The 23,605-nt window shown below is 59.9% G+C and carries 20 protein-coding genes; 3 read left to right on the forward strand and 17 right to left on the reverse strand.

Annotation, left to right across the window (positions count from 1 at the left end; all coding sequences use genetic code 11):
• Positions 1-27: 27 nt before the first annotated feature.
• The 16 genes from ADJ74_RS02515 to ADJ74_RS02580 all read right to left on the reverse strand — a co-directional run bounded on the left by ADJ74_RS02515 (position 28) and on the right by ADJ74_RS02580 (position 17,995).
• On the reverse strand, positions 28-690 hold the full coding sequence (locus tag ADJ74_RS02515; RefSeq protein WP_050341631.1) for a redox-sensing transcriptional repressor Rex: 663 nt from the start codon (positions 688-690) through the stop codon (positions 28-30).
• A gap of 2 nt (positions 691-692) precedes the next feature.
• A complete protein-coding gene (locus ADJ74_RS02520) occupies positions 693-2,036 on the reverse strand; it encodes an O-antigen ligase (protein WP_009753853.1) in 1,344 nt (447 codons plus the stop codon).
• A 5-nt stretch (positions 2,037-2,041) separates the two neighbouring features.
• The gene (locus ADJ74_RS02525) at positions 2,042-3,343 is read right to left on the reverse strand and encodes a folylpolyglutamate synthase/dihydrofolate synthase family protein (protein ID WP_050341633.1); all 1,302 of its coding nucleotides are present in this window, start codon (positions 3,341-3,343) and stop codon (positions 2,042-2,044) included.
• 9 nt (positions 3,344-3,352) lie between these two features.
• Positions 3,353-6,016: a valine--tRNA ligase gene (locus ADJ74_RS02530; protein ID WP_050341635.1), complete on the reverse strand. Its 2,664-nt coding sequence runs from the start codon at positions 6,014-6,016 to the stop codon at positions 3,353-3,355.
• A 139-nt stretch (positions 6,017-6,155) separates the two neighbouring features.
• Positions 6,156-7,595, reverse strand: a complete 1,440-nt coding sequence (locus tag ADJ74_RS11460; protein ID WP_253271708.1) for a sulfatase-like hydrolase/transferase — start codon at positions 7,593-7,595, stop codon at positions 6,156-6,158.
• A gap of 183 nt (positions 7,596-7,778) precedes the next feature.
• Positions 7,779-8,726 carry a hypothetical protein gene (locus ADJ74_RS11465; protein WP_253271709.1) on the reverse strand — a complete coding sequence of 316 codons (948 nt, stop codon included), beginning with the start codon at positions 8,724-8,726 and terminating at the stop codon, positions 7,779-7,781.
• A gap of 31 nt (positions 8,727-8,757) precedes the next feature.
• Entirely contained in the window at positions 8,758-10,422 is a 1,665-nt protein-coding gene (locus tag ADJ74_RS02540; RefSeq protein ID WP_050341637.1) for a formate--tetrahydrofolate ligase, read from the reverse strand.
• Positions 10,423-10,434: 12 nt separating this feature from the next.
• On the reverse strand, positions 10,435-11,289 hold the full coding sequence (gene folD / locus ADJ74_RS02545; protein ID WP_050341639.1) for a bifunctional methylenetetrahydrofolate dehydrogenase/methenyltetrahydrofolate cyclohydrolase FolD: 855 nt from the start codon (positions 11,287-11,289) through the stop codon (positions 10,435-10,437).
• Between the two features lie 11 nt (positions 11,290-11,300).
• The gene (locus ADJ74_RS02550) at positions 11,301-12,149 is read right to left on the reverse strand and encodes a 4-hydroxybenzoate octaprenyltransferase (RefSeq protein ID WP_050341641.1); all 849 of its coding nucleotides are present in this window, start codon (positions 12,147-12,149) and stop codon (positions 11,301-11,303) included.
• Positions 12,150-12,157: 8 nt separating this feature from the next.
• Positions 12,158-13,618 carry a menaquinone biosynthesis decarboxylase gene (locus ADJ74_RS02555; protein WP_006690238.1) on the reverse strand — a complete coding sequence of 487 codons (1,461 nt, stop codon included), beginning with the start codon at positions 13,616-13,618 and terminating at the stop codon, positions 12,158-12,160.
• Between the two features lie 54 nt (positions 13,619-13,672).
• Complete coding sequence (gene tatC / locus ADJ74_RS02560) at positions 13,673-14,491, reverse strand: twin-arginine translocase subunit TatC (RefSeq protein ID WP_009753845.1); 819 nt, start codon at positions 14,489-14,491, stop codon at positions 13,673-13,675.
• A gap of 3 nt (positions 14,492-14,494) precedes the next feature.
• Positions 14,495-14,713, reverse strand: coding sequence for a twin-arginine translocase TatA/TatE family subunit (locus ADJ74_RS02565; protein ID WP_009753844.1), 219 nt, complete (start codon positions 14,711-14,713; stop codon positions 14,495-14,497).
• 81 nt (positions 14,714-14,794) lie between these two features.
• Positions 14,795-15,181, reverse strand: coding sequence for a twin-arginine translocase TatA/TatE family subunit (locus ADJ74_RS02570; RefSeq protein ID WP_050341643.1), 387 nt, complete (start codon positions 15,179-15,181; stop codon positions 14,795-14,797).
• 67 nt (positions 15,182-15,248) lie between these two features.
• Entirely contained in the window at positions 15,249-15,374 is a 126-nt protein-coding gene (locus ADJ74_RS11470) for a secretion protein HlyD (protein ID WP_071586098.1), read from the reverse strand.
• A 39-nt stretch (positions 15,375-15,413) separates the two neighbouring features.
• Positions 15,414-16,379: a polyprenyl synthetase family protein gene (locus tag ADJ74_RS02575; RefSeq protein WP_050344173.1), complete on the reverse strand. Its 966-nt coding sequence runs from the start codon at positions 16,377-16,379 to the stop codon at positions 15,414-15,416.
• A gap of 431 nt (positions 16,380-16,810) precedes the next feature.
• A complete protein-coding gene (locus ADJ74_RS02580; RefSeq protein WP_050341645.1) occupies positions 16,811-17,995 on the reverse strand; it encodes an LL-diaminopimelate aminotransferase in 1,185 nt (394 codons plus the stop codon).
• Between the two features lie 281 nt (positions 17,996-18,276).
• On the opposite strand from ADJ74_RS02580, the gene ADJ74_RS02585 reads away from it, so the two are divergent.
• Genes ADJ74_RS02585 through ADJ74_RS02595 form a run of 3 tightly spaced genes read left to right on the forward strand, consistent with a single transcriptional unit; the run spans position 18,277 to position 21,613 of the window.
• Complete coding sequence (locus ADJ74_RS02585; RefSeq protein ID WP_039981338.1) at positions 18,277-19,368, forward strand: hypothetical protein; 1,092 nt, start codon at positions 18,277-18,279, stop codon at positions 19,366-19,368.
• Entirely contained in the window at positions 19,369-20,874 is a 1,506-nt protein-coding gene (locus tag ADJ74_RS02590) for a glutamate synthase-related protein (RefSeq protein ID WP_050341647.1), read from the forward strand. It begins immediately after the preceding gene.
• A gap of 16 nt (positions 20,875-20,890) precedes the next feature.
• On the forward strand, positions 20,891-21,613 hold the full coding sequence (locus tag ADJ74_RS02595) for a glutamate synthase (RefSeq protein WP_050344174.1): 723 nt from the start codon (positions 20,891-20,893) through the stop codon (positions 21,611-21,613).
• Positions 21,614-22,068: 455 nt separating this feature from the next.
• On the opposite strand, the gene ADJ74_RS02600 is transcribed toward ADJ74_RS02595, so the two are convergent.
• Positions 22,069-23,547 carry a phosphodiester glycosidase family protein gene (locus ADJ74_RS02600; RefSeq protein WP_172664498.1) on the reverse strand — a complete coding sequence of 493 codons (1,479 nt, stop codon included), beginning with the start codon at positions 23,545-23,547 and terminating at the stop codon, positions 22,069-22,071.
• Between the last annotated feature and the right edge of the window lie 58 nt (positions 23,548-23,605).

Here is a 23,605-nt window from a genome sequence, read left to right on the forward strand (position 1 = left end):
AAAAGAGGAAAAGTATTTATTCGTCCTTTATTTTTTTTCAGACAACACGTCATTTTCCGTGCCGCGATGCGTCAGGTAGTAGGAGAGCGCGCTCAGTCCCACCGACAGATCCTCGCTGACGAAGGGGACGGACGGCGGCACGTGCAGCTTCACGGGAGCAAAATTCCAGATGCCGCGGATGCCCGCCGCGATGAGCTGATCTGCAGCGCTCTGCGCTTGTGCAGCGGGAACAGCAATCACACCGATCTGAATATTCCGCTCGGCGATGATCTCTGCGAGATAGGCAATGTCCTCCACGCGCCGTTCCCCGACACGCGTGCCGATGACGACGGGGTTGCTGTCAAAGATCGCGGCAAGGCGGAAGCCGAGGCGAGCAATGCCCTGATAGTTCGCGAGCGCCGCGCCCAGATGCCCCATGCCGACAATGGCGAGGCTGAGGTGCTGGTCGAGGCCGAGGATGCCGCCGATACTCTCCTTGAGCTCTGCGACGTAGTAACCGACGCCCTTTTTTCCGAACTGTCCGAAGGTGGTGAGATCCTTGCGGATCTGCTCGGGATTGATCGAGAGACGGCGGCCGAGTTCCTCGGAGGAAGCGATGCTGACGCCTTCGTCACTGAGCTGCCGCAGGCAGCGGTAGTAGCGCGGCAGGCGATCGACGGTTGCCTTGGATATCGATGGATGTTCCTGCATAGTTATCCTTCCTTCATCTCCCCCGCCATCGTATGCACGGCCGCAGCCATCGCGGCGAGCATCCAGAGCAGCATAGAGGACGGTATATTAAAGAGAAGATGATCCGTGATCCCGTTCAGGGCAACGGAGAGCATGGCGAGCCCGATGCCGAGGGCAAGGCCCTCCACAAATTTTTTGCTGCGCCATGCCATGAGTGCCTCACGCACATCGGCGACGGCGTGCCACTCGTGTTCGTGTGCCGCGAGCACGTCCGCCCACGGCGGGGTTTTGCGCGGCAGGCGGAAGGCGAGCAGCAGCGAGCCGAAGAAGAACCAGAAGAAGGCGAGCGCCCCCGGGATGCCGATCTCCGCCGCATAGTTCAGATACATATTGTGCGCGTGAACGATCTGCACGGGTGCTCCCTGCAGATAGAAGTCATACTCTGGGTAGACCATGAAGTACATCCCCCAGCCGATGCCGAGGAAGGGATGATCCATAATCATCGCCACGGTGCTCTCCCAGAAGGCAAGCCGCATCTCCGAGGAGGTGTCGATCCGCGTAAAGACGGAGAGCAGGCGATCCGAGAGTACGGGGTCAAAGAAGAGGACCCCCGCGCCAATGGCGACGATGCCGAGGAGCACGCGCCAGTCACGCAGTACACCGTACCCCGCCAAGAGGATACCGATCACGAGGCACGCACCGCGCGCATAGGTCATGCCAAGACACGCGAGCGCGAGGACGAGGATCGTGAGCGCCAGGCCGCGTCGCCAGCCCGAGAGGCCGACCGCCAGGCCGAGTGCCAGGCAGGCGACGATGTCGAGGTAGCCCGCGAGGATGTTTGGATTCTCCCACGTCGAGAAAACGCGCTTCGACAGTTCCGGAAATGCCGCGCCGTCCACCCATTTCATCGCCGAGATGTCGATGCCGAAGATGAACTGATAGAAGCCGTAGAGAATGACTAGCGCAGCAGACAGGGCCATCGCAATCACAACGCGCTGCACCTCACGGGATGTGCGTACCGTTTGACCGACAAGCAAATAGGTTGAGACATAGATGGGAACGAGATGGGAGAAATTATAAAGACTGAACGAAACATCCGGCGCAATAAACACTGACAGAAAGCTGATGACAAGAAAGAGCAGCGCCGGCGCATCGTACGGCATCCGGCACAGATGGAAATCTCGCTCAATACACAGGCGCAGAAGAATCGCAACACAGCCAATCCCCAGTGCCACATGAGCCGCAAGCGGCAGGAGCGGGATAAGGAACGCCTCGGCGATGACGGCATACATCATGCAGCGTCCCAGACGCGCCCCCCAACGCTGCCGGCGGTGCCTGCGGCGGCGTTCCTGGATATCCTCTGCCATACGCCTCACCTCCTTGCCGTGAGCATGGCGCGAATGCCGCCCACGAGGTAGAGTGATCCTGCCGCGACGAGCAGCGCATCCGCTGCGCGTGCGCGCGCAAGCGCCTCTGAGAGGCCCGCCGCAGGATCACCTGCTGCATGTGTGACTGCCCCCATGCCCGCTGCCACAGCGGCGACGAGATCCGCGCCCGCAGCGCGCTCCGAGTTGGGGCGTACGGTCACGACCTGATCGCCGGGGCGCAGAAGAATCGCCAGCATGCGGTCGATGTCCTTGTCCTTCAGGATACCGAGCAGAAAGACGCGCGGCTGCGCAGGAAAATAGGCGTCGAGCCCCGCGCGCAGCGCCTGCATTCCGGCGGGATTATGCGCGCCGTCCACGACGACAGTCTGTCCCCCGCAGGAGAGGATCTCAAAACGTGCGGGATGATGCACCGTACGCAGAGCCGTACGGACAGCGTCCTCGGTGATACGCTCATCCTCAGGAGCCATAAGCTCCGCCGCCATGATGACGAGCGCGGCGTTCTCCGCCTGATAGGGTCCCGCAAGAGCGATTTCAAAGGGTTCCGGTGCACGAGAGACGACGGAGCGGAACGAAACGCACTGACCGCCGTTCTCCATACGGAGCATCTGCGCAGAAAAGTCCTCCCCATAGACGAAGAGGTCGGCACCCAGCTCCTCTGCGCGTGCCGCAATGATGGAAAGGGGCTCGCCCGCTGCCGCCGTAATGACGGGCACGCCCTCCTTGATGATGCCTGCCTTATGCTCCGCGATGCCCGCGAGCGTACCGCCGCAGCGGTCGGCATGATCCATTGCCACATTGGTGATGATCGTCAGTTCCGGCAGGACGACATTCGTCGAGTCAAGCAGCCCGCCGAGCCCCGTTTCGACCACGGCGACCTCCGCCTTTTCTTCCGCAAAATAGAGGAAGGCGAGTGCCGTCAGTGCCTCAAACTGCGTGGGATGTTCATGCCCCTCCGCCGTCATGGCATCGGCCGCCGCGCGCACGCGCGTAAGAAGCGCCGCAAACTGCTCCTCTCCGATCTCCTCTCCGCCGACGCTCATGCGCTCCGTATAGGAGACGAGATGCGGCGAAAGGTACCGTCCGGATCGGATGCCGGACGCGCGGCATACGGCGTCCATCATCTGCGTGACGGAGCCCTTGCCGTTTGTTCCTGCGATATGAATGACGCGATAGCTGCGCTCAGGATGTCCGAGCCGTGCGCACAGCTCCTCCATGCGCGCGAGCCCGAGGCGAATGCCGAAGGTATTCAGTTCATCCAGATAATGCAGTGACTCCTCGTAGTTCATCAAATCACCTCAGAGCTTCTCGAGATCCGTGAGGCGCGTCCGTATGAGGGCGATCTTCTCCTCATAGCCAGCCAGCTTCTCACGCTCTGCGGCAACGACGGCGGCAGGAGCCTTCGACGTAAATCCCTCATTCGAGAGTTTGCCCGTCAGGCGTGCGATCTCCTTTTCGAGATTCGCACGCTCCTTCGTCAGGCGCGCCGTCTCCTTCTCCACATCAATCAGCCCCGCGAGCGGCAGATAGACCGCCGCGCCCGCGAGTGCTCCCGTCACCACATTCTCCGGATCGGGGGCATCCGCCGCGAGGAAGGAGACCTCCGAAGCGGATGCGAGGGCAAAGAAGTAGTCCTCGTGCGCGGCAAACACATCGGCGAGAGCCGCGTCGCGCACGCGCAGGATGAGCGTGCTCTTCTTGCTCGGCGGCGTGCCGAGCTCCGCACGCAGATTGCGCGTCGTCTTAATGACCTCCATGATCGCAGTCATCGACGCCTCTGCCTCCGCGTCGATTTCCGCCTCCGACACCTCGGGCCACGGCGCACGCATAATGCTCTCGCCCTCGTGCGGCAGTTTCTGCCAGATCTCCTCGGTCAGGAACGGCATGAAGGGATGCAAAAGGCGCATCGTACGCTCCAGCACGGTACGCAGAACATAGAGCGCCGTATTCTTTGCGCGGACATTCTCCTTGTCATAGAGGCGTGCCTTCGTCAGCTCGATGTACCAGTCGCAGAACTCGCTCCACAGGAACTCGTAGATCGTGCGTCCCGCCTCACCGAGCTCATAGTGCTCGAGGTTTGCCGTCACGTCGCGCGTCGTCTCCTCCGCGCGCGAGAGGATCCAGCGGTCGGCGAGCGTATAGTCCTCCGCCGTCGGCACGAACAATGCATCCGATCCCTCGAGATTCATCAGCATGTAGCGCGAGGCATTCCAGATCTTGTTCGCAAAATTGCGCGCCGCCTCGACGCGCTCCCAGTAGAAGCGCATGTCGTTGCCGGGCGTATTGCCCGTGATGAGCATGAAGCGGAGCGTATCCGCACCGTACTTTTCAATGACCTCCACGGGGTCAATGCCGTTGCCGAGGGACTTTGACATCTTGCGCCCCTCGCTGTCGCGCACGAGCCCGTGGATAAAGACATCGCGGAACGGCACATCGCCGCCGAAGCGCAGCCCCATCATGACCATGCGCGCCACCCAGAAGAAGATGATGTCATAGCCCGTCACGAGCACTGACGTCGGATAGAAGTGACGCAGATCGACCGTCTGCTCCGGCCAGCCGAGCGTCTCGAACGGCCAGAGGGCGGAGCTGAACCACGTGTCGAGCACGTCCTCGTCCTGGTGAAGGTCCGTACTGCCGCAGTGCGGGCACGCCGTGAGGTCATCGCGCGATACGGAGGTCTCGCCGCAGTGCGCACAGTGCCACGCGGGGATGCGGTGTCCCCACCAGAGCTGGCGCGAGATGCACCAGTCGCGAATATTTTCAAGCCAGTTTTCGTAGATTTTCGTGAAGCGCTCGGGGACAAAGCGGATCCTGCCGTCGCGCACCGCCTCAATCGCGGGCTTAGCGAGGCCCTCCATGCGGACGAACCACTGCTTTGATACGAGCGGCTCGATCGTCGTCCTGCAGCGCGAGCAGTGTCCGACGGCGTGCTCATGCTGTTCCGTGCGCACGAGGGCGCCCGTCTCCTCGAGCTCCTTCACGAGTGCCTTGCGGCACGCATAGCGGTCCATCCCCGCATAGCGTCCCGCGTTCTCGTTCATCGTGCCGTCGGCATGGATGACGATGATCTGCTCGAGATCGTGCCGCTGTCCCATTTCAAAGTCGTTCGGATCGTGTGCGGGCGTCACCTTGACCGCGCCCGTTCCGAAGGCAGGATCGACGTAGGCATCGGCAAAGAGCGGGATGCGGCGTCCCACCACGGGCAGGATCAGCGTCTTGCCGACGAGTGCCTTGTACCGCTCATCATCGGGGTGTACCGCGACGCCCGTATCGCCGAACATCGTCTCGGGGCGCGTCGTCGCGATCTCCACATAGTCATCCGTGCCCTCAATCGGATAGCGCAGATGCCAGAGGTGTCCCGCCTCCGTCTCATGCTCGACCTCGATATCCGAGATCGCCGTCATGCAGGAGGGGCACCAGTTCGTGATGCGCGTCCCCTGATAGATCAGGCCCTGTTCATAGAGACTGACAAAGACCTCGCGCACAGCGCGGGAACAGCCCTCGTCCATCGTGAACCGCTCACGGTCCCAGTCACAGGACGCGCCGAGCATCCGCAGCTGATACATAATACGGTCGCCGTACTGCTGCTTCCAGTCCCAGACACGCGTAAGGAACTTCTCTCTGCCGAGGTCAAAGCGCGTCGTTCCCTCCTCGCGCAGTGCCGCCTCCACCTTTGCCTGCGTCGCGATCCCCGCATGGTCGCAGCCCGGAATCCAGACCACATTCTTGCCGCGCATGCGCTGATAGCGCACGAGGATGTCCTGCAGCGTATTGTCGAGGGCGTGCCCCATGTGGAGCTGGCCCGTCACATTCGGCGGCGGGATCACCACGCTGTACGGCGTACGGCTCTCGTCTGCCTCGTCGTGGAACAGCTTATGCTTCTCCCAGTAATCATACCACTTCCGCTCAAAGCTCTGCGGGTCGTATATCTTTGGAATATTGGCACCGGATTCCTGACTCATCGATCTATTCCTCCCGAAAGAAACGCCCTCGTCCCGCGGGGACGAAGGCGTCCGCTCATCTATGAATTGCACTCGTTAGAGTAGCACAAAACCGCGTTTTTTGCAAGATGCAGACCTAGGTACGGCCTGTTCCGATGATTTACCGACGAAAGCTCTTGGTATAGTTCCACACGATGTCAAGGAACTGCCGCGCCAGTGCATCGTCAAATATCTCACGATAGTCATCATTTCGCTCGTGAATATGGTAGGTATATGAATCCAACGATACCGTCCCATCCTCACGCGTAAATTCCGTCGTCTCGAGATGAAATGCATGCTGCTCCGTGCGCACGCAGATCTTATACGTCTGTCCGGGATAGATGGAGTTGCTGACCGTATAGGCACGCCGCTGTCCGCCGAACACCGCAGGCAAATTCCCGTCAAGATACGGCGCATCAATCGGATAGCCCGCGAGTTTACCGAGGATCTTGTAGATGTCCACCGTACTCGTCAGCTCGTCCACGCGCCCGCGCGCCGGTACCCCCGCCCCCCGCGCCATCAGTGCTGCCCCCGTCTGTTCCTCACTGAGGAGATACGGACTGCGTGCATACACAGGTGCACCGTGATCGGAGTAGAGCAGGACAACGTACTCATCGTCATCGTAATGCGCAGTAATGTAATCAAAAAGATAGCCGAGCTGGCGGTCTGCTCCCTGTACTTCATGACGATTGATACATTGTGTCAGGATGTTCTTTTTGAGAAACACAGATGCCACGGAAGTCTGCGGCAGGAGAACCTCGTCCAGCGGCAGGTGTACAGACGCATAAGCTGACATACTGATGTCCGCATTATATGGATGGGTGTCTGCACTGTGCATAAAAAGAAAGTTATCGCACTCGTCAAATGTCTGGAGATGCCGAATCGTACGCTCCACACCGTCTGCCGTACGCTCCATCCAATGATTGACAATCAGACGGTCATACCCGCGTGTTGCACCGTTGTAGATCCCCTCGCCATCGCCCTGAATGTTGGTGCAGCAGTAGCCCAGATGCTTCATCTGCTCAGACAGCGTCACAACGGACGGGTCGAGCGCAAAGGGCACCCCCGGTCGTGCAATCTGCGTATGATGCTGATACAGCCCTGTCTCGATGCTCGCAAGCGACGGATACGTATACTCCGACGCGCTGAAATTATTTTCGAAAATGATTCCCTTGGAAAAGAAATGCAGAAGATTTGGCATCAGCTCTTCTGCCTCATCCCGCAGGGCGTTCCATGCAAGACCATCAGCGAGAATATTCAGCACCAGTTTTCTGCGCCGCGGGCTATGCTGAAGAACGATCGGCTTCCCGACGAGGAAGGGGGAATCCGAGCGAATGGTCGTCGGCTCCTCCACGCGATAAAAATTAAACTCACCGCGGCTGAGCTGCATCGTTCGAGCCATGTTTTCCCTGTGGAACGAGATTTTTTGTTTATCCTCTTTCGCCGCAAGCGGAAGAATTTCTGCACTTTCCTGCGGTACGACATGGATCTCCGAGGTCTCATCTGCCTTCATGATGTCGAAGACAAAATCATTCACAATTGGATAATTATATTGTTCCATTGCCGGATTCATTAGATCAATGACTTTGCTTTTGATAAACATAACCCCATAGGGATTGTAGAGCCCAGTACGATAGCGCGGCAACGCATCAGAAAAACGTGGAAGCTCCTCACACACATGAATCCAAAATTTTTTCGTGACCCCCTGAGAATCTATGACTACATTGGTGATGAATGGTGCAAACTATGCGTTCGTGAAAGCTGCCTTGAGCGCATAGATACAATTCTCCATTGCGTCAGGGTCTTCTGGAAAGCTGAGATAATCTCGATCCACCGACAGCATCATAAAGAGCATGGCGCGATCCGGACATCCTGCCTGCTGATACACACGGGAGAGCACAGCACACGCATGTGGACTCATTTTCCGTTTTTTGTACGCTGCCTTCCCATAGGAAAGTGCCGCATCCATATCCTTCCGTGCAAGAGCTTCCTCAGCACGGAAGATCTCATATTCCTCTCCCTCGGGACAGAGCCGATGATACTCCTCGGCACAGCGCTGGATCGCCGCACCAAAATCATTCCGCTGCACAGCATCCATGAGCTCCGCCGCATATTTCTGCACACGCGTATCGCGTACGGCACGTGAAAAGCGTTCTGCCGCCCGCATCAGCTCGTCTGCATCATCGTGGGAAAAGAGCAGCGCATGATAGAGCATCTGCCAGCCGTCTTCCCGTTCCCCCAGAAGAAAACGCCGGTGCTCCTTCGTAAAGAGCACCGCGCTTGTATTGGATATGGGAAAGCAAAGCACAGGAAGATGATCGTAGTCCCGCAGAGCCGCATCAGGGCACAGCAGGGCAAATGCGCGGCAATTTTCGGCATAGTTCTCCCGCAGCGCCGCCTCATTCGGCTGGTAAGCAACAGCCGAGAGCAGTTCAAACAGGCCCGTATTGCCGCGCTCATTGTACGCCGTCATCAAAAGGCGCAGGCCTTCTTCATAGCCGTCAGCGTCGAACGACTCTGCCGACAGTGCGAGCAGGGTCTCCCCGAGCAGCACACGCACTGCATAGGCAGTATCCGCATCCTGTCCCTCTGCATCGCGTGACAGATACGCCCGCGATTCTGCGCAGAGTTCTCTATACGCACCACGATCCGCCAGTTCCTGCAGGCGCCCCTCAATGTGCATTTCTTCCATGCTGCCCATCTCTCCCCACAATATCACTATGTCAGAATAGTCCCGTAATTACGCCGTCCGCTGTGATGTCCATGCCCATCGCGGCGGGCACTTTCGGCAGTCCCGGCATGGTGAGGACATTGCCTGTGAGAGCGACAACAAAGCCCGCCCCGCAGGAGGCACGCAGTTCGCGCACGGTGATGCGGAAGCCCGTCGGGCGTCCGAGGAGTGCAGGGTTGTCAGAGAAGGAGTACTGCGTCTTGGCCATGCAGACGGGGGTCTCCGTCATGCCGAGCGCGTCCATCTCCGCGAGCTGCTTCTTTGCCGCATCGGTAAAGTCCACGCCGTCCGCTCCGTAGATCTCCCGCGCGATGGTCTCGATCTTCTCCGCGATGGACCTTGCCGCGTCGTAGATGGGGTGAAAATGCGCGGGCTGCCGGAGTGCTGCGTCCACCGCATTCGCCATGGCAAGTCCGCCCTCGCCGCCCTTTGCCCAGACCTCGGAGCGCACGGCAGGTGCACCGAGGCGCGCGCAGAGCTCCTCGAGGAGAGCGAGCTCCGCCTCGGTGTCCGTCGGAAATACGTTGACGGCGACGACGGCGGGCACGCCGAACTTTCCGATGTTCTCGATGTGCTTTTCGAGGTTCGCCGCGCCACGCTGCAGGGCGTCCAGATTCTCCGTGCCGAGGTCACTCTTTGCCGCGCCGCCGTTCATCTTGAGCGCACGCACGGTGGCGACAATGACGACGGCATCGGGGGCGAGCCCCGCAAGGCGGCATTTGATGTCGAAGAATTTCTCCGCGCCGAGATCCGCACCGAAGCCTGCCTCCGTGACGACGTAGTCCGCACAGCGCAGTGCTGCCTTGGTCGCTGCGACGCTGCTGCACCCATGGGCGATGTTCGCGAAGGGGCCGCCGTGGATGAGGGCGGGTGTCCCCTCGATGGTCTGCACGAGGTTGGGCTTCACAGCATCCTTAAAGAGGAGGGTCAAGGCTCCCGTCGCACCGATCTCCTCCGCATGCACGGGACGTCCGCCGCGCGTATAGCCGATGAGGATGCGCCCGAGGCGCCGCTTCATGTCGGCGAGGTCCTCCGCCAGACAGAGGATCGCCATCATCTCCGAGGCGACGGTGATGTCAAAGCCGGACTCCCGCGGCACGCCGTGGACGCGCCCGCCGAGCCCCGTGACGACGTGACGCAGGGCGCGGTCGTTGATGTCGAGAACGCGCTTCCACACGATGCGGTTCACGTCGAGATCGAGTGCGTTGCCCTGAAAGATGTGATTGTCGATGAGTGCGGCAAGAAGGTTGTGCGCCGTCGTGATGGCGTGAAAGTCTCCCGTAAAGTGGAGGTTGATGTCCTCCATGGGGACGACCTGCGCATAGCCCCCGCCCGCCGCGCCGCCCTTCATGCCGAAGCATGGGCCGAGCGACGGCTCGCGCAGGGCAACGATGGTCTTTTTGCCCTGCCGATGGAGGGCATCGGCAAGCCCGACGCTCGTCGTCGTCTTGCCCTCACCTGCGGGGGTCGGGTTGATCGCCGTGACGAGGATGAGCTTTCCCTGTTTTCCATGGGCGCCCGCAAGGGATTCGCGCGTCAACTTTGCCTTGTACCTGCCGTACGGCTCGATCGTATCCGCATCAATGCCCAGCGTGGCCGCAATTTCTGTAATGGGGCGAAGTTTGGCTTCGCGCGCGATTTCGACATCGGATTTCATTGTGTATCCTCCTTAGGGGTTCTGCGCTTTGGCGGCCTGTACTACATTCTCCATCAGCATGGCGACGGTGAGAAGTCCGACGCCGCCCGGCACGGGCGTGATCGCCCCCGCGACAGCCGCCGCGGCGTCAAAGTCCACGTCGCCGACGAGCTTCTTCGGCGCGATGCGGTTGATGCCGACGTCGATCACCGTCGCGCCCTCCTTCACCATATCCGCCGTGACAAAGCGCGGCCGCCCGACCGCAGCGACGAGGATGTCCGCCGTGCGCGCGAGCGCGGCAAGGTTCTGCGTGCGCGAGTGACAGATCGTCACGGTTGCGTTGCGTTCGAGGAGGAGATGCGCCATGGGCTTGCCGACGATGTTGCTGCGCCCGATGATGACGGCGTGCGCCCCCTCGATGGGGATGCCCGCGTAGTCGAGCATACGGATGCAGCCCGCCGGTGTGCAGGGGCGCGGCCCCGGTGCGCCGAGCACCAGATGTCCGACGTTGACAGGATGGAAGCCGTCCACGTCCTTGCGCGGATCGATATGGGAGAGGATCTCCTCCTCGTCCTCCGCGATCTGCGCGGGCAGCGGCAGCTGTACGAGGATGCCGTGCACCTCCGGATCGACGTTCAGCTCCTCAATGCACGCGAGGAGCTCCTCCTTCGTCGTCTCGGCTGGGAGGGAAATGTGATCCGAACGAATGCCAAGCTCCTCGCATGTCCGTTGCTTGTTGCGGACGTAGACCTCGGAGGCAGGGTCGCTGCCGACGATGATGACGGCAAGGCGCGGCAAGACGCCCTCCGCCTTCAGCTCTGCGACGCCGCGTGCGGCATCTTCCTTTATCCGTGCGGCAAATTCCTTGCCCGAAAGAATCCGTGCCATCATGCTCTCCTTTATACCATATAGCTGATCCACGTAAAGACGAAAATTGCAATTGAAACGATGCCGTTGCGCATGAAGTACACCTGCGTCACGCGTGAGAAGTCCGTCGGCCCTGCGATGCGGTGCTGGTAGACGAGGGTCGCTGCTGCAATCGCGACGCCGATGAAGTACGGCCAGTGCAGATGCATCATCGCGCCGAGGGCGATAAAGAGCAGGATCGAGAGAACGTGCATCGCCCGCGCGATCTGGAACGCGCCGCGTGCACCGAACGACACCGCGAGAGAGTGAAGGCCCTGACTGCGGTCAAATGCCTCATCCTGCGCCCCGTACATCGCGTCGAACGCAGCGATCCAGAGTGCGACCGCGAGAAAGAGCACGAGCATCGGCAGCTCGATTTTTCCGCTGACCGCCACCCAGCCGCCCGCCGGCGCCATGCCGATGGCAATGCCGAGGAAGAGGTGTACCCATCCCGTCACGCGCTTCATGTACGGGTAGATGAGGAAGGGCACAGCGGCGAACGGCAGGAGGCGGATACAGACCGGATGCACCTGCAGCACAGCGAATATAAGCACAAGGAGGCACACGCCGATAAAGACGAGCGCCTCCTTCTTCGTGACGCGCCCCTGCACCATCGCACGGTAGGCGAGGCGGGGCTGCTGCTTGTCATACTTTAGATCGGCGAGGTTGTCGAGGGCGAGTGCCGCCGACCGTGCCGCCGTGATGGCGAGCACGACCCAGCCGAGCGTCCCGAGCGGCGGATCGCCGCCGGCGGCGAGGAGTGCCCCCATGAGGGCAAACGGCAGAGAGAACACGGTATGGTGAAACGCTGTGTTGTTCATATGCGCCCGCAGGCGCTCCATCCACCAGCTCAATCCAGACCGAACTCCTTCCACCGCGCCGTCACACGCTCCGTGATCTCCTTCGACATCGTGATCTCATCCGGCCACTCACGCGCATGGCCTTCCTCCGGCCACGTCTTCGTCGCGTCGATGCCGAGCTTCGACCCCCACTTTGCCATGGGCGAGGAGTGGTCGAGCACATCGAGCGGTCCCTGCACGATCTCGAGGTCATATTTCGCATCGATGTTGTTGAAGACGCGCCACCAGACTTCCTTCATGTCCTGCACATTGACGTGGGCGTCCACGACGATGATCATCTTCACGTTCATCATCTGTCCCATGCCCCAGAGCGCGTGCATGACCTTGCGCGCGTGCATCGGGAACTGTTTCTTGATGGAGACGACGACGCAGTCGTGGAACACGCCCTCAAGCGGCATGTTGACATCAACGACCTCGGGCAGCATCTGCTTCAAGAGCGGCAGGAAGATGCGCTCCGTCGCCTTCGCGAGGAAGCAGTCCTCCATCGGCGGGCGTCCGACGACCGTCGCAGAGTAGATAGGATCCTTACGATGCGTGATTGCCGTGATGTGAAAGACGGGATAGTCGTCTGCGAGGGAGTAGTAGCCCGTGTGGTCGCCGAACGGGCCCTCACGGCGCATCTCATCCGTATCGACGTACCCCTCGAGGATGATCTCCGCCGTTGCGGGCACCTCGAGATCGACCGTAACGCACTTCACGAGCTCGACCGATTTATGCCGCAGGAAGCCCGCAAAGACCATCTCGTCGATATCGCGCGGCAGCGGTGCCGTCGCCGCGTAGGTCACGACGGGATCCGTACCGATGGCGACCGCCGCCTCGATGCGTTTGCCGCCCTGCGCCTTCATCGCGCGGAAGTTCTCCGCCCCGTTCTTGTGGATGTGCCAGTGCATCCCCGTCGTGCGGCTGTCGTACTTCTGCAGGCGGTACATCCCGACGTTGCGCTTGCCCGTCTCGGGATTCTTCGTAAAGACGAGCGGCAGCGTCACAAAGGGGCCGCCGTCATCCGGCCAGCACTTCAGAATGGGAATCTCGTCAAGATTCGGGTTCTCCGTCTCGATGACTTCCTGACATGGTGCATTCTTTACATACTTCGGGAAATTGATCGCCTTGCGCGCCATCGGGATGAGCGTCATGAGGTTCATCTTGTTCTGCAGGGAGATGTGCGGGATCTTGAGGATCTCCGTCAGCTCATCCGCCACGTCGTCGAGCTTCTCCACACCGAAGGCGAGTGCCATGCGCTCGTAGCTGCCGAACGCGTTCATGAGGACGGGCATCTTCGAGCCCTTTACATTCTCAAAGAGCAGGGCAACGTTCTCCGCGCCCTCGCGCTTCGAGATACGGTCCGTGATCTCCGTGATCTCGAGCTCGGGGTCAACCTCCGCCGTGATGCGGCGGAGCAGTCCACGCTCCTCAAGTGCCGCGATGTATTCGCGCAGATCCTTATATGCCAAGGTATTCCCTCCTAATATATCGTGTTTCTTCTGCGTAACGTGTCCGTCAATCCCCTATTTTCGGAGGATAAAGCGGACGATCAAATACCCCACGCCGTAGAGCGCAATCATCGGCACAGCGATCATCGACTGCGTGAACACATCGGGTGTCGGTGAGATCACAGCCGCGATGACGAACGAGAGAAAGATGACGATGCGCGCGTACTTGCTCAGGAATTTTGACGTGATAAAGCCCAGTTTCCCAAGAATCGTAATGACGAGCGGCAGCTCAAAGACAAAGCCGAACGGCAGGACGAACATGATGACGAACTCAAAATACCGATTGACGGAAAAGAGTGCCTCGAGTTCATCGTTGCCAAACCCCTTGAAGAACATGATTGCCGCAGGGAAGACGAGGAAGAACGAGAATGCCAGTCCGAGGAAGAAGAGCACCACCGAGACGGGAACAACGATGGCGAGCACCATGCGTTCTGACGGTGTGAGCGCGGGCAGAAAAAAGCGCCAGACGTGATAGAAGATCACGGGCAGCGCAAGAAGGAAGCCCACGACGACGGCGATCTTGATGTAGGTAAAAAACGCCTCGGCGGGCTGCATATAGTAGAGTTTTCCGACCGGCAGGGTCAGATAGTGCATGATGTCGCCGATGAAGTAGTAGCCGACCGCCGAGCCGACAGCGACGGCGAGCAGGCACTTGATGAGCCGCGAACGCAGCTCGGTCAGATGCGCGATGAGCGACATGCTGCCGTCGTCATCCTGCGGCGTGTCCGCGTCCTCCGGCGGCAGCGGCTTGACCCCTGTTTCCTGCACCGCAGGCACCGACGTCTCTTCGGCCGAGGCCTCCCCCGCGCCGTCCGCTTTCATTTCCTCTGCCATGGATCAGATCTTTTCCTCTTTTTTTGCATTCTCGGGCAGCTGCTTCGTCTCATGCGTCACGTTGATCTCCGCCGGCGGCTCGTCCTTTGCACTATTTGCCGACTTAAACTCCTTGATGCTCTTGCCGAGCGCCTTCCCGATGTCGGGGAGACGGCCGGGGCCAAAGACAACGAGGCCGATGATCAAAATAAGTACGAGTTCGGGAACGCCCAATCCAAACATAATATCCTCCTAAACCATGCCGTTCGGCACAATATCATCGTGATGTTCTGCGCAGCCGTGTTAGGGAAGCTCAGTGACTCCTTAGGACTGCTTCGTCTCTGCGGCCTTCTGCTCGGCGCGGTGTGCCTCGACCGCAGCAGCTGCGGTCTCCGTCGTCGGCGAGGTCGCCGCCGGCGCGGGAGCACTCTGCTGTGCCGCCGGTGCAGCCGGCTCTGCGGCCACTACTGGTGCAGCCTGCTGCGCCGTCGGTGCTGCGGCAGGCTGCGGCTGTGCCGCTGCATTCTGTGCAGGCGGTGCAGGCGGTGGATCAGGTGTGTTGATCGCCGTCGTCAGCGCGTTTGACGCCTTGCGGAACTCGCGCAGGCCCTTGCCCAGCGTCCGCCCCATCTCGGGCAGCTTCCCCGGGCCGAAGACAATCAGCCCCACGATCAAAATCAATACCAGCTCCGGTGCACCGATGCCGAACATAATACATCCTCCTGTATGCGTACATCGAGGTACGCGTTATGGAACCCCTAACGCTGTCAGAACTTCCTTAAGGAAGCACTGATAAATTCAGCACTACCATCTTGACGCATCTTTTTTGCCCGCACTGTGTCGGCAAATCCTCCACATAGCCCTTGCTATGCGTCCGGTTTGCCTCCTTGTTCGGACGAAAAATCTACGCCAATCTGGCAGACTTCATTTTATCAGCGATTCCTTAAAACTCTCTCCGACCGATAAAATCCGCCGCCATGAGGCAGGTCTCACGAATCCGCGGGTCAAGGCTCGCAGGCAGTGCCGCCTTAGCACGCACCAGATAGGCATCCGCCTGTTCCTGCGCATAGTCCAGCCCATCCGAGGCACGCACGAGCGCAAGCGCACGCGCGACCTCCTCCACGGGTTTCTTCGGATTCGTAATGAGTGCCGCGAGCTCCTCCCGCTCCCCCGCGCCAAGCACGGAGAGTGCACGGATGACGGGCAGCGTCACATAGCCCTGTGCGAGGTCATGTCCCGCGGGTTTTCCGATGTCCTCGGAGCTGCGGCGGAAGTCGAGCAGATCGTCCGTGATCTGGAACGCCATGCCGATATCACGGCCGTACTCCGCCATCTGTGCCGTATCAGCAGGGCTCATCCCGCCGATGAAGCCGCCGAGCTCACAGCAGATCTCAAGGAAGTCCGCCGTTTTCTTGCGGATGCGCTCATAGTAGGCATCCTCCCCCGTGGGGATCTGATAGGCCGTATGATCCTGCAGGATCTCGCCCTCGCTCAGCGTGCAGACCAGATGCGCCAGCTTGACATAGACGGATGAGTCATAGCCCTCCTCCGCGACGAGCTTGAACGCGCGCGCAAAGATATAGTCTCCGCTCAGGATGGCAATCTGGTTGCCCCACTTCGCATTCGTCGTCTCAGCACCGCGCCGCGTATCCGCCTCGTCGATCACATCGTCGTGTACGAGGGATGCCGTGTGGATGAGCTCGAGCGCCACGGCCACGGGCATCGCACGCGCACGGTCAAACGACGCTCCGCCGTGTGCTGCCAGCAGGAAGAGGGCGGGACGCAGTCGCTTGCCGCCCGAGGAGACAAGGTGCATCCCAACATCCGTGATGAGCGGCGTCTCGGAGACAATCGCCTCCTCCAGCGCAGGCTCAAGTGCTGCGAGATCCTCCTGTATGACATCAAACATGTCGCTTTTCAACGTTCTACCACCTACATTCGACGCCGCACAGAGCGTCGCTTTCCATCCATTGTGACACAGACAAATCTCCTCACATTTTAACATATTGCATCTATAGCGTCAAAATTATTTCTGTCATGAAAAAAGGCGCAGTTGCATATATCCCCCCCATCGGCTCGCTGCGCTCGCCACTTCCCCCGTTAGCGGTCAACGTCAACCAATCACACATCGCTGACGCTCGTGTTCTTGGGACGTTTTCCCATGCGACCTGTTTCCGAATCAGCTACGCCCCTTGGGGCTTGCTTTTTCGACAGGTCAGCAACGGGGGAAGCTATTATGCTGTTATTGTAGGAAAGGAGCACAAAGAAAAGGACTTTGGTACGAAGTTTATAGCTTCATGCAACAGTCCTTTAGATAATGATAAAACAATCCGTTCTTTTTTACTTCCCCAGCAGGGCGACCAGACGCCGCGCTGCCTCCTCGGTGTCCTCGGGCGAGCCGAAGGTCGAGAATCGGAAATACCCCTCGCCTGCGCTGCCGAAGCCCTCACCCGGCGTGCCGATCACTTGTATCTCGTGGAGAAGACAGTCAAAGAATGCCCAGCTCCCCATGTTCTTCGGGCACTGCATCCAGATGTAGGGTGCATTCTTGCCGCCGCAGTACCATATCCCGAGCGTATCGAGCGCCGCCATCAGATGCGCTGCGTTCTTTTTGTAGACGCGAATATTCTCGTGGATCTCGCGCTGGCCTTCCTCCGTAAAGACCGCCGCCGCGCCTTTTTGCAAGATGTAGGAGACACCGTTCGTCTTGGTCGTGCGGTTGCGCACCCACATCGCATTCAGCGAGAGGCCGCCGCGCATGAGTTCCTGCGGGATGACCGTATAGCCGAAGCGTGTCCCCGTAAAGCCCGCCGTCTTGGAGAGGGAGCAGATCTCAATGGCACAGGTCTTTGCGCCCTCGATCTCAAAAATACTGTGCGGGATCTCCTCATCTTCAATGAACGCCTCGTAGGCGGCATCAAAGAGGATGATCGCATCGGTTTTGTTTGCGTAATCCACCCATGCTTTCAGATGCGTACGTGAGAAAACTGCGCCCGTCGGATTGTTCGGCGAGCAGATATAGATGATGTCGGCATGCACAGACGGATCGGGCAGTGCTAAGAAGCCATCCTCACGGCTCGATGCGACATGGATGATCTCGTTTCCTGCAATGATGTTCGCATCGACGTAGGCAGGATATGCTGGCTCCATGATGAGAACGCGCTGATCTCTGCCGAGGATGTCAAGGATGTCGCCCAGCTCATCGCTGGCGCCGCTCGAGACGAATACATCCTCGGGCGCCAGCTGCACGCCGCGCCGCGCATAGTACGCCGCGATTGTCGCGCGCAGCTCCGGTGCGCCGCACTCGGGCATATAGCCGTGAAAGCTCTCCTGCACCGCCTGATCGTCCACGGCGTGATGCAGTGCGTCGATGACCGTGCGGCAGAGCGGCAGGGACACATCGCCGATGCCCATGCGGTAGAGATGCGTGCCGGGATGTTCGGCGAGATACGCCTTGGTCTTCTGCGCAATGTTGTAGAACAGGTAGGAGTCCTTCAACTTGCTGTAATTCATATTCGGTGTCATGCTATCCCTCTTTCCATAGTTTTCCATGCGTACCGATTCTACTCGCTTTTTCCCCGTTGTGCAAGTGTCAACCCTGCTTCATGGAAATGCTGTGACATGACACCATACACACAAGCGCGAGGATTCGTCCATAACTTTTGTCACAGAATTATCACCTCCGCATGTATACAGGTGTGCAAATTGACTTCTTACTTCATCTATGATAGTCTATGCCCCACGTCCATTAGTACAGGACATTACTCCTATATAATAGGAATCGTTTTCAGAAAGGGTTGTTGGATATGGAACGGGAAGGATCGGTCAGGATCCCCGCAGGCTGTGCGATTGCCGCACTCATCTCCAAGGAGGGGCGCATGATCCCAGGCGATGTCATCATCCGCGGAATCGCGACGATGCATGACCGCTCCAACGGGCTCGGCGGCGGGTTCGCGGCATACGGCATCTATCCGGAGCATCGGGATCAGTATGCCCTGCACATCTTCTTTGACAGCAAGGATCGCCGCAGCGTCTGCGAGGGGATTCTGCGCGAGAGCTTTGAGGTCGTTCGCGCAGAGCGCATTCCCACGCGCAAGATTCCTGCCATTACGGACGAGCCGATGATCTGGCGGTACTTCGTCTCCCCCCTGCGCTCGGTGCTCGCCGCTGCGCAGCAGGACGAGGAGGAGTACATGGTGCGCACGGTCACGAAGCTCAATGCGGAGCTTTCGGGCTGCTACGTTTTTTCCTGCGGGAAGAACATGGGCATCTTCAAGGCGGTCGGCTTCCCCGAGGATGTCGGCACGTTCTACCGCCTCGATACGTACGAGGCCTACTCCTGGACGGCGCACGGCAGATATCCGACCAATACGCCGGGCTGGTGGGGCGGCGCGCATCCCTTTGGCCTCCTCGACCGCACGATCGTGCACAACGGCGAGATCTCGTCCTATGATGCCAACCGCCGCTTTATCGAGATGTACGGCTACAAATGCACCCTGCAGACGGACACGGAGGTCATCACCTACATCGCCGACTTCCTACTCCGCCGCCAGAAGCTCTCACTCCATGAGCTCGCGGCTGTCATCGCCGCGCCGTTCTGGGATACGATCGCGCGCAAAGACCCGGCGGCGCAGAAGATCCACACGTATCTGCGCACAGTCTTTGCGGGGCTGCTCATCACGGGCCCCTTCTCCATCATCCTCGGCTACACGGGCGGCATGATGGCGCTGAACGACCGCCTGAAGCTGCGCTCGATGGTGACCGGCAGCAAGGATGACTGCGTCTGCATCGCGAGTGAGGAGGCCGCCATCCGTGCCATGGAGCCGGATGCCGAGAATATCTACGCGCCCGCCGGCGGCGAGCCGTTTATCGTCAACGTAAAAGAGGGGTGTTTCTAAATGAGTCTGAACTATCTGTACCCCGAGTTTGAAGTGCTGCGTCACCCCCGCTGCACGAAGTGCCGCCTCTGCGAAAAGGAGTGCTCCAACAAGGTGCACCACTACGACGCGACACTAAAGGTCATGGTCGCCGACGACGAGAAATGTGTGAACTGCCATCGCTGCGTCTCGATCTGCCCCGTCAAAGCACTTAAGATTGCGCGCACCAACTGCACCTACCGCGACGATGACAACTGGACGAATCAAACCATCAAGGAGATCTACAAGCAGGCAGAGAGCGGCGGCATCCTGCTGTCCTCCATGGGCAGCCCGAAGCGCATGCCGATCTACTGGGATCGCCTTCTCATCAACGCCTCGCAGGTGACGAATCCCCCCATCGATCCGCTGCGTGAGCCGATGGAGACGCGCGTGTTCCTCGGGAAAAAGCCGAACACCATCGTCCGCGACGCCGCGGGGCGCATCGACACGTCGAACCTCGCCCCGCAGCTCGAGCTGTCCATGCCCGTCATGTTTGCGGCGATGAGCTACGGTGCCATCAGCTACAACGCGCACAAGAGCCTTGCGATGGCGGCGCAGCGGCTCGGCATCTACTACAACACGGGCGAGGGCGGTCTGCACGAGGATTTCTACGCGTACGGCGACAACACGATCGTACAGGTCGCGTCGGGACGCTTCGGCGTGCATGAGCGCTACCTCAACGCGGGGGCTGCCATTGAGGTCAAGATGGGACAGGGGGCAAAACCAGGCATCGGCGGGCACCTGCCCGGCACAAAGAGCATCGGCGACGTATCGCGCACACGCATGATCCCCGAGGGCTCGGACGCAATCTCGCCCGCACCGCATCACGATATCTACTCGATCGAGGACCTGCGCCAGCTCGTCTACTCCCTGAAGGAGGCGACCAACTACACCGTGCCGATCATCGTCAAGGTCGCAGCAGTGCACAACATTGCCGCCATCACGAGCGGCATCGCGCGCAGCGGTGCGGACATCATTGCCATCGACGGTTTCCGCGGCGGCACAGGGGCTGCGCCGACACGCATCCGCGACAATGTCGGCATCCCCATCGAGCTTGCCCTCGCGGCGTGCGACAAGCGTCTGCGCGAGGAGGGCATCCGCAACGATGTCTCCCTCGTCGTCGGCGGAAGCATCCGCTCGGCGGCCGATGTCATCAAGGCGATTGCGCTCGGCGCTGACGCCTGCTATGTCGCCACGGCGGCACTCATGGCGCTCGGCTGCCACCTCTGCCGCAGCTGCCAGATCGGCCGCTGCAACTGGGGCATCGCTACACAGGATCCTGCGCTCGTCAAGCGTCTAAACCCCGACGAAGGCAGTCAGCGTCTCGTGAACCTCATGACCGCATGGCGGCACGAGATCAAGGAGATGCTCGGCGGCATGGGCATCAACTCCATCGAGGCACTGCGCGGCAACCGTCTCATGCTGCGCGGCATCGGTCTCACGGAGAAGGAACTGGAGATTCTCGGCGTTGCGCACGCAGGCGAATGAGCGGAGGGAGAACGATATGATTTCTATTGATGCAGATCATCTGGATCACAAGGCACTCAACGACCGCCTGCGCGGCATCAAGGCTCCAATTCAGCTGACGAACTGCTGCGGGCAACGGTTCATCGCGGCGGGCATGGCCCCCGTCTCCCTCTCGATCACGGGCGTGCCCGGCAACGCGCTGGGTGCCTACCTGAACGGCGGCAAGATCGTCGTGCACGGCAACGCACAGGACGCCGTCGGCGACACGATGAACGACGGCACGATCATCGTCCACGGCAGCATCGGCGACGCGGCGGGCTACGCCATGCGCGGCGGGAAAATCTACGTCAAGGGGAACGCGGGCTACCGCGCGGGCATCCACATCAAGGCGTATGAGGACAAGTCGCCGACCATGATCATCGGCGGTACGTGCGGCAGCTTCCTCGGCGAGTATCAGGCGGGCGGCACGATCATCGTCCTCGGCCTGACGGCACAGAAAAGGCCTATCGTCAGCAATTTCCCCTGCACGGGGATGCACGGCGGGACGATGTTCCTGCGCGGCAGCTGCGACGCGATCCGCTTCCCGCAGAGCGTTGAGGTGTCGCGGGCGGACGCAGAGGACATCGCCGCAATCGACGAGCGGCTGACGGAGTTCTGCACGATCTTCAGCTACGACAAGAACGTGGTCATGGAGGAGGGTTTCACGAAGATCGTTCCGAGCAGCAGCAATCCATATAAGGCACTCTATGTGACGAACTAAGGAAGCACTGATAAAATGAGCTATGCCGGATTGGCGTAGATTTTTGTTGATTGAGGCAGCAAACCAGACGCACGGCAGGGGTATATGGTTGTGCCGAATGTATTAGTGCTTTCCTAAAATATAAAAAAGACGTTGTACGGAGCTAAAAACTTCGTACAACGTCTTTTTTGTGCTCCTTCCACCGCTTGTGCGGTCCCCCTTCCCCGTGATAACGGGGAAGGCTTACAAGATAACGGCATAAAAGCTTCCCCCGTTGCTGACCTGTCGAAAAAGCAAGCCCCAAGGGGCGCAGCTGATTCGGAAACAGGTCGCATGGGAAAACGTCCCAAGAACACGAGCGTCAGCGATGTGTGATTGGTTGACGTTGACCGCTAACGGGGGAAGTGGCGAGCACAGCGAGCCGATAGGGGGACGTGCAGCAGTCCCCTTTTTATTGCAATCTCCTCGTCTATAATTTACTTCTTCTGCAATATCAGCGCACTCCCCACGGCGCGCTCCGACCCATCCGAGGGGGAGTTCAGCACATCCCCATCCGCATAGATCTCCGAGGAGCCGCCGCCGTCCAGATTGATCGCGTCGCGCACGCCGAACTGCACGAGCAGATCGGCGAACTCGGTCAGTGTCAGCCCATGACTGTGCGACTGCCGCCCATCGACGACGGCGAAGAGGATGTTCCCCTTCTGCGTCACACCGACCGCTGTACGCGGTGCACGCCCGTAGCGGATGTCACCCGGGAACTGCTCCTCGCCCGCCGTCACGTAGACACTGCCATTCTCGACAAGGCGCGGCCCCGCACCGAGCACCTGCACGGCACGATTCCACGGCTCCCCCAGATCCTCCGTCAGCACAGCGGGATCACCCACGCGCACACCTGCTGCAGCAAATGCATCCATCGACGTGCCGTGCACCGAGACGACATAGCCATCGGACGGGATCAGCGAATCATTCGTATTGATCTCCGCCACGCGCCCATTGCGAACGACATACTCAAGGCCATAGGGATTCGTCCCCGTCGATCGACCATAGGCGCGGTTGTAGATGATGAGGTTGTCCGCGCCGCGCTCGGCGTTGACCCCTGAGACGGGCAGGCTCGTCTGATCGAGCTTCACCGTGCCGTTATAGGATACCGTACCGAACACAAAGGAGTTATCGGGCATCACACCGAAGGCACTGCGGTCAAAATACGTACTGCTCACGACCGTCCCATCGATCTTCGTGATGCCGATGAGCTCTCCGCTGAGTGCAAAATAGGAGGCGTTGATTGCTGCCGACGCATTCGTATCCTGCGCGATGCCGCTCACCGTCTGCCGCCCCGGGATAACGCCGCGGGCAAGCGCGGGGCGCACGCGATAACGTGCGGGATCCGCCTCGATAAAGTACGCCGTCACCTGCCCATCCTCGTCCTCATAGACGTACTCCCGCTGCGTCAGCCCCGCGGCGAGCTGTTTCTCCTCCATGCGGGGCAGCTCTGCCTTTGCGGGGGGTGTGTCCGTATCCGTAGACGATACGGACGGACGCGGCACGCTCGCATGCCGCTGCGCAGTCAATGCGCCTTTCGGTGCAACATCGACGAAGATACGGAATGGATTCGTCAGATTCCCAATGGAATAATCCATCCCCTTCGCCAGCGCAACGGTCACATAGAAATGCCCGTAATGCCGCTCGTAGGAAATCGCCTCAATGCGAGATGTCCGCACAGCGATACGCTTGAAGAGTGCCGTATCCACATCGGCAAAATCGAGGGTGAGGGAACGCCCGTCGTCGGAGGGACGCGCCTGATAGAGCGGCATCTCCGAGAGATCGAAGACGATGCGGTCACGCGCCGCCGTGCTCGAGGAACGCAGTCCCGTCAGGGATGCTGCTGCCGCCACATAGGAGGACAGCGCCACGAGGACGACGACGGCGAGGACAGAGACTTTCTTAAAAATTTTCATTGATCGCTCCACATTCATTCCAATGAATACAACAGAAAAGGGGATGCTGTTCCAGCTC

The sequence above is a fragment of the Selenomonas sp. oral taxon 478 genome (assembly GCF_001189555.1).
Taxonomy (GTDB): Bacteria; Bacillota; Negativicutes; order Selenomonadales; family Selenomonadaceae; genus Centipeda; species Centipeda felix.

Bases quoted from the DNA above. Each gene is read 5' to 3' on its own strand.
- ADJ74_RS02515 (WP_050341631.1), bottom strand. From the start codon at position 690: ATGCAGGAACATCCATCGATATCCAAGGCAACCGTCGATCGCCTGCCG.
- ADJ74_RS02520 (WP_009753853.1), bottom strand. From the start codon at position 2,036: ATGGCAGAGGATATCCAGGAACGCCGCCGCAGGCACCGCCGGCAGCGT.
- ADJ74_RS02525 (WP_050341633.1), bottom strand. From the start codon at position 3,343: ATGAACTACGAGGAGTCACTGCATTATCTGGATGAACTGAATACCTTC.
- ADJ74_RS02530 (WP_050341635.1), bottom strand. From the start codon at position 6,016: ATGAGTCAGGAATCCGGTGCCAATATTCCAAAGATATACGACCCGCAG.
- ADJ74_RS11460 (WP_253271708.1), bottom strand. From the start codon at position 7,595: ATGGAACAATATAATTATCCAATTGTGAATGATTTTGTCTTCGACATC.
- ADJ74_RS11465 (WP_253271709.1), bottom strand. From the start codon at position 8,726: ATGGAAGAAATGCACATTGAGGGGCGCCTGCAGGAACTGGCGGATCGT.
- ADJ74_RS02540 (WP_050341637.1), bottom strand. From the start codon at position 10,422: ATGAAATCCGATGTCGAAATCGCGCGCGAAGCCAAACTTCGCCCCATT.
- folD (WP_050341639.1), bottom strand. From the start codon at position 11,289: ATGGCACGGATTCTTTCGGGCAAGGAATTTGCCGCACGGATAAAGGAA.
- ADJ74_RS02550 (WP_050341641.1), bottom strand. From the start codon at position 12,149: ATGGAGCGCCTGCGGGCGCATATGAACAACACAGCGTTTCACCATACC.
- tatC (WP_009753845.1), bottom strand. From the start codon at position 14,491: ATGGCAGAGGAAATGAAAGCGGACGGCGCGGGGGAGGCCTCGGCCGAA.
- ADJ74_RS02565 (WP_009753844.1), bottom strand. From the start codon at position 14,713: ATGTTTGGATTGGGCGTTCCCGAACTCGTACTTATTTTGATCATCGGC.
- ADJ74_RS02570 (WP_050341643.1), bottom strand. From the start codon at position 15,181: ATGTTCGGCATCGGTGCACCGGAGCTGGTATTGATTTTGATCGTGGGG.
- ADJ74_RS02575 (WP_050344173.1), bottom strand. From the start codon at position 16,379: ATGTTTGATGTCATACAGGAGGATCTCGCAGCACTTGAGCCTGCGCTG.
- ADJ74_RS02580 (WP_050341645.1), bottom strand. From the start codon at position 17,995: ATGACACCGAATATGAATTACAGCAAGTTGAAGGACTCCTACCTGTTC.
- ADJ74_RS02585 (WP_039981338.1), top strand. From the start codon at position 18,277: ATGGAACGGGAAGGATCGGTCAGGATCCCCGCAGGCTGTGCGATTGCC.
- ADJ74_RS02590 (WP_050341647.1), top strand. From the start codon at position 19,369: ATGAGTCTGAACTATCTGTACCCCGAGTTTGAAGTGCTGCGTCACCCC.
- ADJ74_RS02595 (WP_050344174.1), top strand. From the start codon at position 20,891: ATGATTTCTATTGATGCAGATCATCTGGATCACAAGGCACTCAACGAC.
- ADJ74_RS02600 (WP_172664498.1), bottom strand. From the start codon at position 23,547: ATGAAAATTTTTAAGAAAGTCTCTGTCCTCGCCGTCGTCGTCCTCGTG.